13 protein-coding genes and 1 tRNA gene are annotated in these 15,489 nt (G+C 58.6%); 5 read left to right on the plus strand and 9 right to left on the minus strand.

Going from position 1 to position 15,489, the window contains the following annotated elements:
* Positions 1–18: 18 nt before the first annotated feature.
* Positions 19–687: a hypothetical protein gene (locus B3Q33_RS04755; protein ID WP_272975571.1), complete on the plus strand. Its 669-nt coding sequence runs from the start codon at positions 19–21 to the stop codon at positions 685–687.
* On the opposite strand, the gene B3Q33_RS04760 is transcribed toward B3Q33_RS04755, so the two are convergent.
* On the minus strand, positions 650–1,516 hold the full coding sequence (locus B3Q33_RS04760) for a lipopolysaccharide kinase InaA family protein (RefSeq protein WP_272979862.1): 867 nt from the start codon (positions 1,514–1,516) through the stop codon (positions 650–652). The genes B3Q33_RS04755 and B3Q33_RS04760 overlap by 38 nt on opposite strands.
* A gap of 91 nt (positions 1,517–1,607) precedes the next feature.
* Here B3Q33_RS04760 and B3Q33_RS04765 point away from each other — a divergent pair, with 91 nt between their 5' ends.
* A complete protein-coding gene (locus B3Q33_RS04765; protein WP_272975573.1) occupies positions 1,608–2,729 on the plus strand; it encodes a glycosyltransferase in 1,122 nt (373 codons plus the stop codon).
* Between the two features lie 13 nt (positions 2,730–2,742).
* Positions 2,743–3,945 carry an O-antigen ligase family protein gene (locus B3Q33_RS04770; protein WP_272975574.1) on the plus strand — a complete coding sequence of 401 codons (1,203 nt, stop codon included), beginning with the start codon at positions 2,743–2,745 and terminating at the stop codon, positions 3,943–3,945.
* Here the strand turns inward: B3Q33_RS04770 and lpxL are convergent.
* Complete coding sequence (gene lpxL, locus B3Q33_RS04775; RefSeq protein WP_272975575.1) at positions 3,908–4,822, minus strand: LpxL/LpxP family Kdo(2)-lipid IV(A) lauroyl/palmitoleoyl acyltransferase; 915 nt, start codon at positions 4,820–4,822, stop codon at positions 3,908–3,910. The genes B3Q33_RS04770 and lpxL overlap by 38 nt on opposite strands.
* A gap of 18 nt (positions 4,823–4,840) precedes the next feature.
* Entirely contained in the window at positions 4,841–6,007 is a 1,167-nt protein-coding gene (locus B3Q33_RS04780) for a hypothetical protein (protein WP_272962028.1), read from the minus strand.
* Positions 6,008–6,251: 244 nt separating this feature from the next.
* On the opposite strand from B3Q33_RS04780, the gene hldE reads away from it, so the two are divergent.
* Positions 6,252–7,679: a bifunctional D-glycero-beta-D-manno-heptose-7-phosphate kinase/D-glycero-beta-D-manno-heptose 1-phosphate adenylyltransferase HldE gene (hldE, locus tag B3Q33_RS04785; protein ID WP_272962027.1), complete on the plus strand. Its 1,428-nt coding sequence runs from the start codon at positions 6,252–6,254 to the stop codon at positions 7,677–7,679.
* Positions 7,680–7,820: 141 nt separating this feature from the next.
* Here hldE and B3Q33_RS04790 read toward each other — a convergent pair whose 3' ends face one another.
* Positions 7,821–8,840, minus strand: coding sequence for an AraC family transcriptional regulator (locus B3Q33_RS04790; protein ID WP_272962026.1), 1,020 nt, complete (start codon positions 8,838–8,840; stop codon positions 7,821–7,823).
* 124 nt (positions 8,841–8,964) lie between these two features.
* Here B3Q33_RS04790 and B3Q33_RS04795 point away from each other — a divergent pair, with 124 nt between their 5' ends.
* Entirely contained in the window at positions 8,965–10,494 is a 1,530-nt protein-coding gene (locus B3Q33_RS04795; protein ID WP_272962025.1) for a flavin-containing monooxygenase, read from the plus strand.
* Between the two features lie 205 nt (positions 10,495–10,699).
* Here the strand turns inward: B3Q33_RS04795 and B3Q33_RS04800 are convergent, their stop codons facing one another.
* The 5 genes from B3Q33_RS04800 to B3Q33_RS04820 form a co-directional block, all read right to left on the minus strand.
* Positions 10,700–11,494, minus strand: coding sequence for a M48 family metallopeptidase (locus B3Q33_RS04800; RefSeq protein WP_272962024.1), 795 nt, complete (start codon positions 11,492–11,494; stop codon positions 10,700–10,702).
* Positions 11,495–11,621: 127 nt separating this feature from the next.
* Positions 11,622–11,697, minus strand: a tRNA-Phe gene (locus B3Q33_RS04805).
* A gap of 53 nt (positions 11,698–11,750) precedes the next feature.
* Complete coding sequence (locus B3Q33_RS04810; RefSeq protein ID WP_035245207.1) at positions 11,751–12,035, minus strand: oxidative damage protection protein; 285 nt, start codon at positions 12,033–12,035, stop codon at positions 11,751–11,753.
* Positions 12,036–12,069: 34 nt separating this feature from the next.
* Positions 12,070–13,149, minus strand: coding sequence for an A/G-specific adenine glycosylase (gene mutY / locus B3Q33_RS04815; RefSeq protein WP_035245205.1), 1,080 nt, complete (start codon positions 13,147–13,149; stop codon positions 12,070–12,072).
* 105 nt (positions 13,150–13,254) lie between these two features.
* Positions 13,255–15,465, minus strand: a complete 2,211-nt coding sequence (locus tag B3Q33_RS04820; protein ID WP_273009912.1) for an AsmA family protein — start codon at positions 15,463–15,465, stop codon at positions 13,255–13,257.
* Between the last annotated feature and the right edge of the window lie 24 nt (positions 15,466–15,489).

The following is a 15,489-nucleotide window of genomic DNA, read 5'->3' on the forward strand; positions in this document are numbered from 1 at the left end:
GGGGGGGGGGGAGGGAATATGTCCGACCTTCTGGCCTGTGGTGATGAAGTGATATCCGGTGAGGGAAACACGACAGTGGTGTACCGGGGGCGATGGCAGGAAAAAGCGGTATACCTCAAATTGGCTCACCGGGAGCGTTGGCGGGTGCTGGCCCCGCGCCTCTGGAGGGCAAGGTCCTGGTGCTCTTCGGTAGAGCTGGAAGCCCGCAATCTTTTGCGATTGCAGGCGGAAGGTATTCCGGTGATTCCTCTGTTGGCTTGGGGGACACGCTATCAGTGCGGTCTTCCGGTGGGGGGCATGATGTTGTCGCAGGCGGTTGCCGGGAGCAGTTTGGAAGATGCTCTAATGGAAGAGCGGGCGGATAGTCTGGGCCTGGCCAGTCGTTATGGTGTCGTGGCTGGTCGCCTGCATCAGCTGGGGGGCTATGAGCCTCTGCGAGCCAAGGACTTCTTGGTTGTGGAGGAAGAAGTCTTCCTGCTGGACCGGGAAAAGCCACTGGGAGCGGCTGGTTGGCAGGGGAAGAGGGCTATGACCTCCCTGGAGCGGGCCTGGTACCGTAATCGCCGCAGCGGGCTGCGATTACAGGAAGGCCAGATCCGGGCGTGGCTTGAGGGTTATGGCATGGCGGCTGGATTGAATGCGCAGTGGGCTACTCGGGTTGAGGAAATCGTTCGCCGCTATTGCTGAGGCGGGACAACTCGTAGGGCACGCATTCTGCCAGAGCCGGCCAATAGTTAGCCTCCGAGATGGGGGTGCCTTGCACAATGCCCTTGCGTTTGAAGTGCTTGCCCACTTCTCTGAGCGTTTCTGCTGAAAGCTGCTTTGCAGCCTGGGCAGGGTGTGGGAAGGCCTGGAAATAGCCGGAGAAGAACAGCTGCTGCTCCCCTTGGGTGATGTACTGCGGTCCGAAAAGCATGATTTGTTTGAGGTTTCGCCGCTGTTCCCGCTGGAAACGGAAGGGTTTTCGGGTCCGTTCATTGTCGATCAGAGCGAGGCGATAATGGTGATTTTCAGGTAGGATTATCACGTTGTTGCCGCGGAGGTCCCCGTGGATGACTCCCTTGGCGTGCATTTTTCCTATGGTTAGGCCCAGCTCCTGAAACAGTGCGCGACGCCATTCGGGATGTTTCTGGTGCTTTAGGTGGCTTTCCAGTGCATTGAGCAGTGGCGGGCCTTCAATCGACTCCATGAGGATGAAGTCGTTGCCAGGAAAATGGCCCATGGCGACCACGTCAGGGGCTTGGCAACCTGCCTGGTGGAGAAGACGGGTGCCGTTCAGCGTCCGTTGGGCTCGTCCGCCAGTGAAGAGGCGCTTTAATCCCTCTTTAATGTTGGTGTGGTTAAAACTCTTGAAATACACCCTGAGCTCAGAGTGAAATGCAATCGTGTTGCGGGTATTGCGTTTGATCAGTCGCCAGCTGCCGTCATCTGAAAGCAGTTGCTCTATAGCGATAGGGAGGGGCGATTTTTGCGCCGGATCGCGTAGGTAGTTAATGACTAAACGGTGCTGTGACATTTGGCGGTAACTAGTCGGTTCAAAGGGACATGGTAACCAAAGCGCCGGATGTTGAATAGCAGACATAACAGCAGAGCCACTAGGTAGAATAATGAAGCGAGTTGTTCTTGTGACAAGCAGTATGAAGATGGGGGGGCTGAACTCTGTTATTGAAGAGCATGCCCAGCTTTTTTTGTCGGCGGGGCTGGATGTTTCTGTCGTACTTCTTCGGCGTGGCGGCGAAGTACCCTCTGGATTGCAGGGACGGGTCCACTATATGCCGAAAATCGATTCCAACTCGGTGTTTTACCTGCGTATTCTATATGCACTTTTTCGCCCGTTTCTCCGAGGGATTGGTAATTTGTTTGCAGGAAGGCGCAATGCTCGCATTTTCCATGAGTTCCTGGAAGAGAGCGGGGTTGAAGCCGATGATCTCGTGGCCATTCACGGTTTTCGGACGATTGCGGCTTTGCGCCGGGTGTCGCACCCTCGTCTGGTCAAGGTGATGCATGAACTGCAGAGCATGCATGTAGGAAGGGCTTCAGGCTGGATGCGACGGCTGCGATTCCGCCTGATTCGCAACTGTTACCAGCGGGGAAGGTTGGTGGCGGTTTCGGAAGCGGTGAAGCGTGATTTCCGGGACGTGGTGGGGGGCGCACAACAGGTGACGGTGATTAGTAATGGTATTGATGTCCAGGCCCTGTGGCTGTTGGCGAAGGAGTCCGAAACCCTGGCACTTTCCCGACCCTATATCGTTTCTGTCGGGCGCTTAGTGGATGTGAAGGGGTTTGATATCCTGATCAATGCCTACGCTGCATCCAGTGCCAGGGAGAGTCATGATCTGGTTATTGTTGGTGAAGGTAAGCAACGACCGCAGCTGGAGGCTCTTGTTTGCGAACTGGGTCTGGAACATCGAGTTCATTTGACTGGTTATGTGAAGCCACCATTCGGCATTGTGAAAAATGCCGCTCTCTACGTCGGGGCTTCCTTTCATGAGGGATTTGGTTTGGCTCTTCTGGAGGCAATGTGCCTTGGTGTGCCGGTGTTGGCTTCCAGAGTGAGCGGTTTTGAGGAAATCATGGAAAATTATCCTGATGCCTTGTTCCGGGCTGGAGATCAGGACGATCTGCGCCGTCATCTGGATGCGGCCATGATGCGGTGCCCTGGTCAAAATCAGTGTATCCCGACTCGTTATAATTTCAGCGAAATTTTGCAAAGTTATTTGCGCTTATAGCCAGGATGTCTGCATGCCCCTTCTTCGCAGGTTTAGTATTGGACCCGCTCAGCTGTTGTTTGTCTGTTTTTGTCTGTTGTTTGTTTTAATCGGTCTGGAGCGGGGAGGAGGCAAGATTGCTTCCGTATTCGAGCCCTTGCTGGGATTATTCTCGCTGTATCTGTTATTCAAGCGTGGCGCAGCTAGCATCAGGGCGGACGGGCTGCTCATTGCCGCATTTATTGCCTATTGCGGCTATTATCTGCTGCGCTGGCACGCTTGGGATGGTTCGATTGATGCTTCCGTGGATATGTTTCGCCCGGTGACACAGGCAATTCTGATGGTGGCATTGCTGGCTTGGTGGGTTTCGCGAGCTGACGCGCAAGGTTCCGGCATGCTGCTACTGGTTTTGCTTGGAACCATGGTGGCCGGTGTTTCCTTGTTCAACTTTTATGTGCTGCAAGGAAATGGCTTGCAGGATAGGCTCCGGCCACTGGGTGAAGCATCCCATCCCATTATCGGGATGTACTACTATGCCTTTCCATTGCTGCTTGCCGGGCTGCTTTTCAGAGCGTCGCAGGAGACGCGCGTTCGGCTCATGTTACTGTTGTGTGCGGCGGTGCTACTGTCGGTTTTTCTGTTGTCTCGGAGCAGGGGGCCACTCCTGGGGTTGATAGTTACTACTGGAACGGTGGCATTTTTCGGCCTTGCCGGCCGGGCCAGGGTGTTGGTCTTTGGAGGAGGGGCCGCTGCTGTTTTGCTGTTTCTTCTGCTTCAGGATGCAGACTGGTTATCGCGATTGGATACAGGGCGTTTTGTGATCTGGGAAGCCGTATTTGAGCAGCTGCCGGAGGCCTTGTGGCTAGGGCATGGGAGTTCCCACGACAATTATGTTTATTTCAGCGAAGTCTATGGCTGGCAGCACGCCCATAACATCTGGTTAGGGCATCTGTACTGGGGCGGTGCTGTCGCCGCCTTGCTGCTAGCAGCGGTTTACGGTCGGGCGGTTTGGCTTTTCTATCGCTTTCGCGGGCAGCCTTTGTCCATGCTTGGATTACTGCTGGTCTGCTTTGGCCTGGTTTCCATGCTGACAGACGGTAATCTGTTGCTGGCCTCCCCCGATCCGCTATGGTTTGTTTTTGTCGTTCCTGTTGGGCTTGCCATTGGACTGTCAGCCCGACCTGTGGGGCAAGGTGAGGTTAACGGTACAGGCGCTGACCTTCGGGCTGATGTTTGAACCGCTTATGCACCCACAAATATTGCTCGGGATGCTTGCGGACATAGTGTTCGATAGTCTGATTGATGCGGGCGGTATCCGCCGCTTCGTCGCCGCCGGGAAAATGTTCCAGTGCTGGTCCGAACTCGATCTCGTACCGCCCCCCAGGCAAGCGATAATGCGCACACGGGATCACCGCAGCCTTGCCCATCTTGGCGATGCGGCTGGTGGCGGTGATGGTGGCTGCTGGAATGCCGAAGAACGGAACGAACAGAGCGTGGGCAGTGCCGTAGTCCTGGTCCGGCGCATACCAGACAATTTCGCCACTGCGCAGCAGGCGCAGCATTTGCCGGATATCGGTACGGTCGACGGTGCTGCGAACGTAGTGGCGGCGCCCCCGGTCGATAAGCCGGTCGATGACCGGGTTGTCATTGGGGCGATAGACCGCATGGATATCCACCAGGGTGGCAAGCATCCTTGAGCAGGTATCCAAGGTGTTGAAATGCATGCCCAGCAGCAATACGCCCTCGCCCCTGGCCTGGCAGGCTTCGATGTGCTCCATGCCCGTCACGGTAAGATTCTTATTCAGGTCGATGCGGTGATTATTGTAACTGCCGGCCATCTCCAGGATCGCCTCGCCGGTGCTGATGACGCTGCGGTGGGCCAGCTCGTCCTGTTCTTCCGGCGTCAGCTCCGGGAAGCAAAGTCGAATGTTGGTCTGGGCAATATGGCGCCGTTTTTTTGCCAGATGCCACGCCAGGCGCCCCACGCCTCTGCCTATGGCCTGCAAAAGGCGCCAGGGCAGCTGACCGATCAGCCAGAACAGGCCCACGCCGATCCAGCTAGGGTATAGCCTGGGATCAGACAATCGGGTGGGGCGGTTATTACGTTTTCCCATGCAAATCTCGAGACAAATTTAACGGCTGTTAGGGCGGATAGAGGGGCGTTCACTCAGCCGGGCGAGAAGCAGGGCCAATGGCAACCAGACACTGAGCCAGCTGGCATGAAACGGCACCAGCAGGTAGGCGCCGGCGGCGAATGCCATGAACAGGCCAGGAAGCACAGCGATTGAATAGGCCGCGTCCTCATGCCAGTTGATCTGGCGCTGTAACAAGGCGGTGAAAGGGCTTATCCAGCTGGCCAGGAACAGAACCAGGCCGACCAGACCGACGCTGTGGATCAACAACACGAACAGGTTGCGTGGATGCGCCAGGCTGAGCAGGCGGTTATTGTCCTCGGCAAGAACGCTGTTGAGGGTCTCCTGATTGAGACCATTGCCAATCAGCGGATGCAGGAAATAGTTGCTCAGGGTGAAGTCGCTACGGCCTTCGAGCATTAGATAGACCCCGGCTAGCAAGGGAATTACCGCCAACCAGGAGCGCCGCCGCCGGCTGGCCAGCCAGCTCAGCCCCAACATTATCGTCATCAGGCCCAGTGGCAGTGATGTCAGGCACAGAAAGGCAAAGCCTACAGCAGCACCGACCAGGCGACGCCCGCCCTTGCCACTGACCCCTTCTTCCATGCCCTGGGCGAGCAGGATGAAGGTGGGAGCGACCATGGCCATCAGGGCAACGCTGGGATCCAGGGACGGCAGGTGAAAGATCAGATTGGCCGGTTCGCTGAACAGGGGGCTGTTAAGCGGTTGGGTGGTGTAGTAACTGATCATCACCATGGTGGCAACGACCATGCAGCACAGGGCGCCATTGGCCAGGGCCTGTTTGAAGGTGTTGCGGAAATACAGGTGCAGCCAGCGGAAGATGCCCACCATGACGATGATCTGCACCATGCCGCGAACGGCTCGAGAGGTGTTGGGCTCTTCTGCCCAAATGAAACTCAGGGCTGCCCAGCCGATAAACAGGTAGAGCGGTACCAGCAATGGCGAGGTCATCAGACGGTAGTCACCGCTTACCACGGCCCGGGTCAGCAAGGTCAGTGCCGGCAGAAAGAACAGCACGTCCAGCACGTTGAGAAAACCAATGCGGGAGTTGAACAGGAAGGTACCGCTGAACATCACTGCAAAAGACAGGGTCAGCCACCAGCGCAGCCAGCGACCTTGCATGATGTTGGGGGGTAATGGCGGCATATGGTCCTGTGGCTCCCTGGATTCTCTCGGTTGGGGGACATGATACCCGTCTGGCCGGTAGATGCGTAGCGGCGGCAAAGTGTACTGCCCAGAGCCTGCGGCATCGACTGTCTATACGGCTTCCCGGGTTTTGTCTGTGTCCCTGGCGTTTTGGTGTTTCCCCGAACACTTTCAGCAGGTTAGCTAAGTATCAGGCTATGCTACACTGCCTCGAAATCCGGCTCTGTTGTGTTTTGGAGAACCTATGCACAATCCGCATATTCCTGCTTTTGGCAAGGCCCGTGTTCTGGTGGCAGGTGATGTCATGCTCGACCGTTATTGGCATGGCCCCACCGGGCGAATCTCGCCGGAAGCGCCGGTACCGGTGGTGCGGGTGACCGAGCTGGAGGACCGTCCTGGTGGCGCGGCCAACGTGGCCCTGAATATGGCCGCCCTTGGCGCCCGGGCCGAGCTGGTGGGGATTACCGGCGATGACGAGGCCGCCTCTATCCTTGAGGAGCGCCTCGGTGCCGCGGAAGTGGGTTGTCATTTTCAGAAGGTGAATGGCCTCCCCACCATTACCAAGCTGCGTGTCATCAGTCGCCAGCAGCAGTTGCTGCGCCTGGATTTCGAAGAAGCCTTCCACGACCAGGATCCGGCGCCTTTCGCCAGCAAGGTAAAGGAGCAACTGGCTCACTGCGGGGCGTTGGTGTTGTCCGATTATGCCAAGGGGGCGTTGCGTGATTGCCCCGGTCTGATTGCCCTGGCCCGGGAAGCCGGCGTGCCGGTACTGGTGGACCCGAAGGGAACGGATTTCAGTCATTACCGTGGCGCGACGTTGCTTACGCCCAATCTCAGTGAATTCGAAGCGGTGGCCGGCCCGGTCAAAGATGAGCAGGATCTGATTGCCAAGGGCCAGAAACTGATCCGGGATCTTGACCTGCAGGCCCTGTTGGTAACCCGCAGCGAAAAGGGCATGACCCTGCTGCGCGATGGTCAGCCGGAGCTGCACCTGCCTGCCCGTGCCCGTGAAGTATTCGATGTGACCGGCGCCGGCGATACGGTGATCTCGGTGTTGGCGGTGGCGCTGGCCGCCGGTGCCGACATGGCGGACGCGGTGGCGTTGGCGAATATCGCCGCTGGTATCGTGGTCGGCAAGCTGGGCACCGCGGTGGTCTCTGCCCCGGAATTGCGCCGGGCGGTACATCAGGAAGGTGGCTTGGGCCGTGGTGTGATGACGGAAGATCAGTTGTTGATTGCCATCGAAGATGCCCGCGCCCAGGGCGAGCGGATCGTCTTTACCAATGGCTGTTTCGATATTATTCATGCCGGTCACGTGGGCTATCTGGATTCCGCCCGCCGTCAGGGTGATCGCCTGGTTCTGGCGGTGAATGGCGACGAATCCATCCGTCGACTGAAGGGGCCAGGCCGCCCCATCAATCCCCTGGAGCGCCGCATGGCAGTGCTTGCGGCCCTTGAGGTGGTGGACTGGGTGGTGCCTTTCGATACCGATACCCCAGAGCCGCTGCTGGAAGCCATCAAGCCGGATGTGCTGGTAAAAGGCGGCGACTACAGTGTCGACCAGGTAGTCGGTCACGAGTTTGTGCAGGGCTATGGTGGGGAGGTGAAGGTGCTCGACTTTATTGACGATATTTCTACGACGAAGATTGTGGAGCGCATTCGCAAGGACTAGTTGATAATTGAGAATGGATAATTGATAACGGCGCGGATTGGTTTTGCCGTTGTCTTTCAATGCAAGAGGCCGCGCCCAAACGTTTGGGCGCGGCCTCTTGTGTTTCAGGACTTGATGCCCTTTCCTGCGAGTTATCCATTCTCAATTATCAATTGCCTTCCTGTGTTTGGCCGGTGTCTGCCCGGTCCACCGTTCAAATGCCCGCACGAAAGCCGCCGACTCGCTATACCCCAGCAGCTCGCCGATCTGCGCCACGCTTTTCTCTGAGTCGGCCAGGTATCGTTTGGCTTTCTCTTCGCGCACCTGATCCATGATGCTCTGAAAGGGCTTTTGCTCGCTGCTTAACTGCCGTCGGAAGCTGCGTTCCGGGATGCCGAAGGCCTGGGCCACCTGCTCGGCGGTAGGGTAGCTGCGTACGAACAGCTGCAGGTAACTGGCCACCCGGGTAGCCAGGTTGTCGGTGGGAATCTCCCGACGGGCCAGCATGGCGTCGCACTGGTCGCGGTACATGTCCTGGGCCATTTTGTTGTAGCCCGGCAGGCGTACGGCCAGGTCCTGATTGCGAATCAGCGCTCGGCAGTGGGGCTGGTCATAGCGTATCGGGCAGCCAAAATAGTCCTCGAATCTCCGTACCTGTTCCTCCGGTGGGCGGGCATAGGGCATCCAGACCTCGGCCGGTTTCAGGTCCAGATTGAGCTGGGTCTGGATATCGTTGACCAGCTTGAAGGTGCCCACCATGTCCCGGTCGATCAGGGTGCGGCGCAGCTCCGGCGGCAGTGAGATGGGGTACAGATCCAGGGCAGTGCTGTGCTCCCCCGGGGTCAGGGCGATTTCGCCGTAGAGATAGGTCAGCGCCTGGTATTTCACGCCGAACTGGAAGCCCTGAAAGGCGGTTTCGCTGGTCATCAGCAGCATGGTGAGCTGGCCATAGCCGGCAAAACCGAAGCGACTGCCCATTTCGAAACCCAGCATCGGGTCATCCACCCGGGGCAGCAGCTCGGAAAAGATCAGCAGCTCCCGGTCCCGGCCGATTTCGCTGTTGGGGTCCAGGCTGGCCTTGTCCAAGCCATGGCGGGCCAGCACCGGCGCGCAATCCAGTCCTTTCTCTGTTTCCAGAAGTTCCACGGTGTAGATCAGTGCCAGGATCGAGCGAGCGGACATGGGATAAAGCCTTGGCCGGAATTATCAATTTTCAGCTCAGGTTAACACGTATTCACCGACGCCAACCATGGCTAGAGTAATCGCCAATGACGAATGACAGCGGTGCTGTCCATGGAGGATAACGATGACAAGTCAGGCCCGGATCAATGTACAAACCCGTCGCGTAAAGGTGGCCATCGTCGGTGGTGGCTTCGGCGGTCTGTGTATGGCCATCAAGCTGCGAGAAGCTGGCATCGATGATTTTCTGCTGCTGGAGAAGGGCGACGATGTGGGCGGTACCTGGAATCACAATAGCTACCCGGGTGCAGCCTGTGATGTGCAGTCGCACATGTACTCGTTTTCCTTTGAGGGCAATCCGGACTGGAGTCACCGCTACAGCGGCCAGCAGGAGATCCACAGCTACATCAATGGGGTCACTGAAAAGCACGGCATCCGCCAGTTCACCCGTTTCAATGCGGAAGTGACCGGCGCGCATTTTGATGACAAGGCTGCCCTGTGGACCCTGGACCTGGCAGATGGCTCCCAGGTGATATGTCAGCACTGGGTGCTGGCCAGCGGCCCCCTGCATGTCCCTTCCTTCCCCAACTTCAAGGGCATGGACAAGTTCCAGGGCAAGATCATTCACTCGGCCCAGTGGGATCACGGTTACGACATGGCGGGCAAGAAGGTGGTGTCCATTGGCACCGGCGCCAGCGCCATTCAGTATGTGCCGCACGTAGCCAAAGAGGCGGAACATCTCACCGTGGTGCAACGTACCCCGCCATGGATTATTCCTCGTGACGAACGCGCCTATTCCGGTCTGAGTAAGTGGATGTTTCGCCGCTTCCCGGCCCTGCGCAAGCTGCACCGCCTGCGTCTGTATCTGAGTAACGAAGCCCGTGTGGTGCCGATCTTCAAACCGCGCCTGGCCAAGCTGGCAGAGCCGGCCCTGAAGGCGTTTATCCGTTATCAGGTAAAGGACAAGGAGACCGCTCGCAAGCTGATACCCAGCTACACCCTGGGCTGCAAGCGCATCCTAATTTCCAACAACTATTACCCCACCTTCAACCGGGACAATGTGTCGCTGGTCACCGAAGGGGTGAAGGAAATCCGCGAGAACAGCATTGTCTTCAGTGATGGTACTGAGCAGCAGGCGGATTGTCTGGTGCTGGGCACCGGCTTTATCGTCGATCCGCGCATTTACATGAAGGATTTCGAGATCACCGGCTTGCCGGGTCACCGTCTGCAGGATGACTGGAAAGACGCCGCGGAGGCCTACCTGGGGACCACCGTCAGGGGTTACCCGAATATGTTCCAGCTGGTGGGGCCGAATACCGGGCTGGGCCATAACTCGATCATCTTCATGATCGAGAGCCAGGTGCGTTATGTCATTGATGCCATCAGCAAGCTGGATCAGCGCGGCGATGCCTGGCTGGACGTGAAAAAGGATGTGATGGACCGCTACAACGACAAGCTCCAGGAGGAGCTGAAAGGCACGGTGTGGCAGAACGGTGGTTGCATGAGCTGGTATCAGCAGGCGGATGGCCGCAATACCGCCCTGTGGCCCCACGCCACCTTCCAGTTCATGGCCCGTACCTGGCGCGTAAATATGCAGGATTACGATTGGCAGCCGGCGGTGGTGCCGGCTACGGCGAAGGCGTCATTGGGCAGGTAGGCTGGCCTATCCGTAGGCGTGTCGCTGGCGGCGCTAGTCACACGTTTATGCCGGGAGTTCCTCTTGAGGGACGAACCACGCATCAGCGTGGACATCGCCGTAGGGCGATCAGGAGCATGCTTCCTCGCTCAGGCTCGGATTCGTCCCTCAAGAGGAACTCCTACAGGGGCTTTGTAGATGTCACGGAGCGTTCCTACGGCAAGACTCACGGGCTCCCGCAATCCACCGGAGTGGTGCGCTGATACAGTGGCAGCGCTGCCTCCATCTGCTCTTCCAGCCCTTCGATCCGCGATTCATGGTTTGGGTGGGTAGAAAGGAACTCCAGCGGTTGCCCGTCCCCCGCGGCGGCCATATTGCGCCACAGCTGGGTGCTCTCTCGCGGATCGAAACCGGCACTGGCCATCAACTCCAGTCCCATTACATCGGCTTCTTCCTCATGGGCACGGCTGAAGGGCAGGGCAATGCCCAGATGGGCGCCAAGTCCCAGTGCCTGGATGATTCGTTCACTATCACCGTCCCCCTCGCTGAATAACCCCACCAGTAACAATACCGCCTTGATACCCAGTTCCTGGGTCAGGCGCTCATTACCGTGGCGAGCCAGCACATGGGCCACCTCGTGGCCGATGACTGCGGCCAGTTGGGCGTCGTTGTCGGCCACGTCCAGCAAACCCTGGTTCACGCCAATCTTGCCGCCAGGCAGGGCGAAGGCGTTGGGCGTGGGGTCATCAAACAGCACGATTTCCCAGGTGTCCGGCATGGGGGTGCCGGGAAAGCGATTGCCCACTTCCAGCAGGATTTCCCTGGCGATGCACTGCACACGGGCATTACGGGTCGTATTCTCGCTGGCCGGAATCTGTTGCTGCATCTGCAGGAAGGCCTGGCTGCCAAACTGGGCCATCATCGACCCGGGTACCAGCGCTAATTGGTCGCGACCGGTTGGAGTTTTGTCGCAGCCGCTGATCAGTATCAGGGTGGCAAGCAGAAGGAGGCGTGTCTTCATGGGCTGTCCTGCGGTGAGTGCAGTGTCAGGATAAGGGGGAAGCCGATAGGAGTGGTAGCCCTTGGGCGGGGCAGGCGATTCTGCAGCATAAAAAAAGCCCCGCTCGTTTGAGCGGGGCTTCTCAAGATGGTGCCCGGAGGCGGAATCGAACCACCGACACGGGGATTTTCAATCCCCTGCTCTACCGACTGAGCTATCCGGGCAATCAGGGCGCGTATTAAAGCGGCTCGAGCCGGAGGCGTCAAGTGATCAGCGGCTATTTGTTCGCATCGTGAGCAGGGGGAACGTAACCCTCGGCTTTTTCGTAGTTTTCGTTGTTCAAAAAACGATCGCGCTGTTCGTCCAGAAACCCTTTTGCCTGTGGGTCCATCACGTTCAGGTGTTTTTCATTGATCAGCATGGTCTGCTCGTGGAGCCACTCCTGCCAGGCCTTGCGCGATACATTATCGAAGATGTCCTGCCCCTTGGGGCCGGGGAAGGGGGGGCGGTCCAGGCCTTCCAGTTCGCTCTGGTATTTGCGGCAGAAAACCGTGCGACTCATAACGTCTCCATGGTGCGGAATGGGTATGGAGGGACTATAACATGCTCGTCTGCTGTGGATGGTCGAGCCGGCTCAACAGTTTTTTGACCGGGGCGGCCAGCCCCAATTCGCCCGGGGCTGCCGGGTCCACCCAGCGGCCGTTGCTGTCTCGGGTGCCGACGGTGTGTACCCGGACCTCCAGCGGCGTGATATCCAGATGGAAATGGCTGAAGGTATGACGAAAGCCTGGCAGGGGCTGTGGTGTGTCACTGGTGCTGAGCGCTCGCTGGGCCAGAGCTTCGTCGAAAAGATCGACATCATCTGTCTGCGGGAAGCACCACAGGCCACCCCAGATGCCAGATGATGGCCGGGGTTCCAGCCACACCCGGCCTTGTGTATCTCGCAGGATCAGCATCACGGTGGTGCGCACCGGCACTGTTTTTTTCGGTTTGCGTCCGGGATAGTCCTGCGGATTGCCATTGGCGTGGGCCTGGCAGTGGGGCTGTATCGGGCAGGCGCTGCAATTGGGCGTGCCCCTGGTGCAGACGGTGGCGCCGAGATCCATCATGGCCTGGGTGTAGTCTGCCAATCGCTGGTGAGGGGTGTAATGTTCTGCCAGTTCCCACAGGCGGTTTTCCACCGGTTTCTTGCCGGGCCAGCCTTCCACTGCATGCAGACGCGCCAGTACCCGTTTCACGTTGCCGTCGAGAATGGCGGCACGGATCCCTCGGCTCTGGGCAAGAATAGCGCCGGCGGTGGAGCGACCGATGCCGGACAGGGCAGCGACTTCCTCCACGGTATGCGGGAAGTCGCCCGCATGTTCCGCCACCAGCGTTTGCGCGCACTTGTGCAGGTTACGGGCGCGGGCGTAGTAGCCCAGGCCGGTCCACAGGTGCAGCACTTCATCTTGGGCGGCGCTGGCCAGGCTGTGTACATCCGGAAAACGTTCCATGAACCGCTGGAAGTAGGGGATGACCGTGGTGACCTGGGTCTGCTGTAGCATGATTTCCGAAACCCACACCTGATAGGGTGTGCGGGGATGCTGCCAGGGCAGACTCTGGCGACCGTATTGGTCGTACCAGGCGAGCACGGCATCGCTGACGGTGGAGGGGGGGATCGGTGAAGGACTGCGCATGCGGCGAGTTGTACCTGTGAAGACGCAGGCATGCAACACGCTTCACGCCTTGCGCCGGTGACGAAGCCGGCGTGGCGTGTAGCGTGAGGCGTGCCGCGTGTGGCGTTAGTTAAACAACTTTTTCAGGCCATCCTTGAGCTGTTTGTCCACTTCTTCCTTGGCCTTTTTCTTGGCGGCATCCTTGATCACTTCCTCGGCGGTGTCGCCTTCGCCGTCGATGCCCAGCTTGTCCTTGATCTTTTGCTGAGCGGCTTTGGCGGCCACTTGCTTGCCAATGTCCTTGAAGCCGGATTTGTCCGGGCCACACCATTTGGCGGGGCTGCCGCCCAGATTGCCTTCACAGCGCAGCGGCCAGGTGGTGCCTTCCAGGTACTTGGAGGTACCCAGTTCCGGGGACTGCATGCCGATTTTCAGGTCGAAATCCTGATTGAGGATATTCATCCAGCCGTTACCGGTGATCTCACCTTTGCTGAGTACCGCATTCAGGCTGTCCAGGTAGGCCACGTTCTTGTCCAGACGCGCCTTGGTGGTCAGGTCCACGATCTTGGTGTCTTCGGACAGGGCGCTGGGCAGCTTGCCGGATTCCTGATTGGGGATCAGTGCTGTGGCCAGGCCCTGGAACTGGCCAAGCATATCGTTTACGCCGCCGACCAGGGTCTGGTAAAGGTTGAGGCCGCGCACGGTGGCATCGGCCAGTGACATGTCGATAGTGCCTTTTGCGGAATCCATCAGTGCTTTTTCACTATTTCCGCTGGCGCTGTAGCTGCCGCTCATGGCGAAAATGCCCTTGGCCAGGTCGTCTTCCAGCGCCAGTTGTACAAGTGGCTGGATCTGCATGCTGGTCACGGTGTTGCTGGCGGTGATGCGTGGAGTGTTGCCGGACGCATCCAGCTTCCCTTTGGCGCTGAAGCTGCCACCGAGAGTGTCGCCGCGGGCTTCAGTGAGCTGCAGGATGCCGTTGTTGGCAGTGACTGCAAATTTCAGATTGCTCGCGTCGATGGTGTCGTACTTCAGGCTGCCGATGCGCAGTTTGCCATCCATGACAAGGGGGCGGAGAGCTTCTACCGGAATCAGTTCCGCGGTGGACAGGTTGGCGGTGCCGCCGTCCTTGCCGCCGCCGGCAGCAGCGGTGGCCGGCTCATCCGAGGATGGCGGCATGTAGCCGTCCAGGGTGATCTGGTCCAGCGCCAGGTCAAAAATGATCTTGCCGCTTTCCAGGCTGGCCAGGCCGGCGCTGCCGCTGAGAGTGCTGCTGTCCAGCGTGATCTTCAGCGGGTTGGCCATGACGCTGCCGGGCTCGCCGGCCAGAGTGGTCTCCATGGCGATGTTGCTGAGCGCCTTGCTGTCGGTGGTCTCGATGGGGGCTTCGCCGATGGCTTCCAGTACCTTGTTGGCGTCAAAGGGGGCGGTGGACAGTTTACCGCTGAGCTGCATGTCGCCAGTGAGGGCGGCGATGTCGATGTTGCCGCGGGTTTCGGTGCCAGCGGCGGTGAGCAGCAGATCCTTGATAGAGACGGTGTCCTCGCCGAGGTTTACGTCGAGCTTCTGTTCCAGGTGCACATCCACTGGCATGGTGGTGGCGCCGGCGATGTTGGCGTCCAGGGTCATCGGGTCAAGGATGAAGTGGTTGGCATCCAGATCGGTGGTGAGAGTGGTGTCCAGATTCAGGTCCACCCGCATGTCGCTCTGGTCCTGATAACGCAGTGACATCTGCAGTGGGAAAGCCTCATCCAGATTGACGTCCTGGGCGTTCAGGTTGAAATGCTCTACCACGATGTCGGTGCCGTCGCTGGTGTTGCGATAGCGCACCTTGCCGTCGGTGACGGCCACGCTGGGAATGGTAAGGGGAATATCCAGGCTGCTGCTGCCTTCTTCGTCAGCGGCGGTGGTTGCCTCCTCCGGCGTTTCTTCCGCCGCAGTTTGCGGGCCGATCTGCTCCCAGTTGGCGCCATCCGGCCCCTCGATCAGGTTTACATCCAGGCCTGCCAGCGTGATGCCGTCCATCTCCACCTGACCGTACAGCAGGGGAAGTACTGCAACACTGACGCTGGCCGCGTTGAGAGCGGCAAACAGCTCCTCCTCATCCGCGATGCGGGCCTCGGTGCGGCCCAGGCTGACGCCCAGCGATGGCCAGAATTGCCATGCCAGGTCGCCCTGGATATCCAGAGTCAGATTGGCCTGCTCCCTGGCCTGTTTTTCAATTTCCGGTTTGAACTCGTTGGGATCAATCACCTGTGTGATCACAAAAACCGCGATAGCCAATAGCAGAATGATGGCAAAAATTGTGATCAGCAAAATTTTTATCAAGCGTCCCATGGAGCTCTCCTTGCGTGTTGGACG

The sequence above is a fragment of the Alcanivorax sp. UBA3183 genome (genome assembly GCF_002364155.1).
In the GTDB taxonomy this organism is placed as follows: domain Bacteria; phylum Pseudomonadota; class Gammaproteobacteria; order Pseudomonadales; family Alcanivoracaceae; genus Alcanivorax; species Alcanivorax jadensis.

Bases quoted from the DNA above. Each gene is read 5' to 3' on its own strand.
- B3Q33_RS04755 (WP_272975571.1), top strand. From the start codon at position 19: ATGTCCGACCTTCTGGCCTGTGGTGATGAAGTGATATCCGGTGAGGGA.
- B3Q33_RS04760 (WP_272979862.1), bottom strand. From the start codon at position 1,516: ATGTCACAGCACCGTTTAGTCATTAACTACCTACGCGATCCGGCGCAA.
- B3Q33_RS04765 (WP_272975573.1), top strand. From the start codon at position 1,608: ATGAAGCGAGTTGTTCTTGTGACAAGCAGTATGAAGATGGGGGGGCTG.
- B3Q33_RS04770 (WP_272975574.1), top strand. From the start codon at position 2,743: ATGCCCCTTCTTCGCAGGTTTAGTATTGGACCCGCTCAGCTGTTGTTT.
- lpxL (WP_272975575.1), bottom strand. From the start codon at position 4,822: ATGGGAAAACGTAATAACCGCCCCACCCGATTGTCTGATCCCAGGCTA.
- B3Q33_RS04780 (WP_272962028.1), bottom strand. From the start codon at position 6,007: ATGCCGCCATTACCCCCCAACATCATGCAAGGTCGCTGGCTGCGCTGG.
- hldE (WP_272962027.1), top strand. From the start codon at position 6,252: ATGCACAATCCGCATATTCCTGCTTTTGGCAAGGCCCGTGTTCTGGTG.
- B3Q33_RS04790 (WP_272962026.1), bottom strand. From the start codon at position 8,840: ATGTCCGCTCGCTCGATCCTGGCACTGATCTACACCGTGGAACTTCTG.
- B3Q33_RS04795 (WP_272962025.1), top strand. From the start codon at position 8,965: ATGACAAGTCAGGCCCGGATCAATGTACAAACCCGTCGCGTAAAGGTG.
- B3Q33_RS04800 (WP_272962024.1), bottom strand. From the start codon at position 11,494: ATGAAGACACGCCTCCTTCTGCTTGCCACCCTGATACTGATCAGCGGC.
- B3Q33_RS04810 (WP_035245207.1), bottom strand. From the start codon at position 12,035: ATGAGTCGCACGGTTTTCTGCCGCAAATACCAGAGCGAACTGGAAGGC.
- mutY (WP_035245205.1), bottom strand. From the start codon at position 13,149: ATGCGCAGTCCTTCACCGATCCCCCCCTCCACCGTCAGCGATGCCGTG.
- B3Q33_RS04820 (WP_273009912.1), bottom strand. From the start codon at position 15,465: ATGGGACGCTTGATAAAAATTTTGCTGATCACAATTTTTGCCATCATT.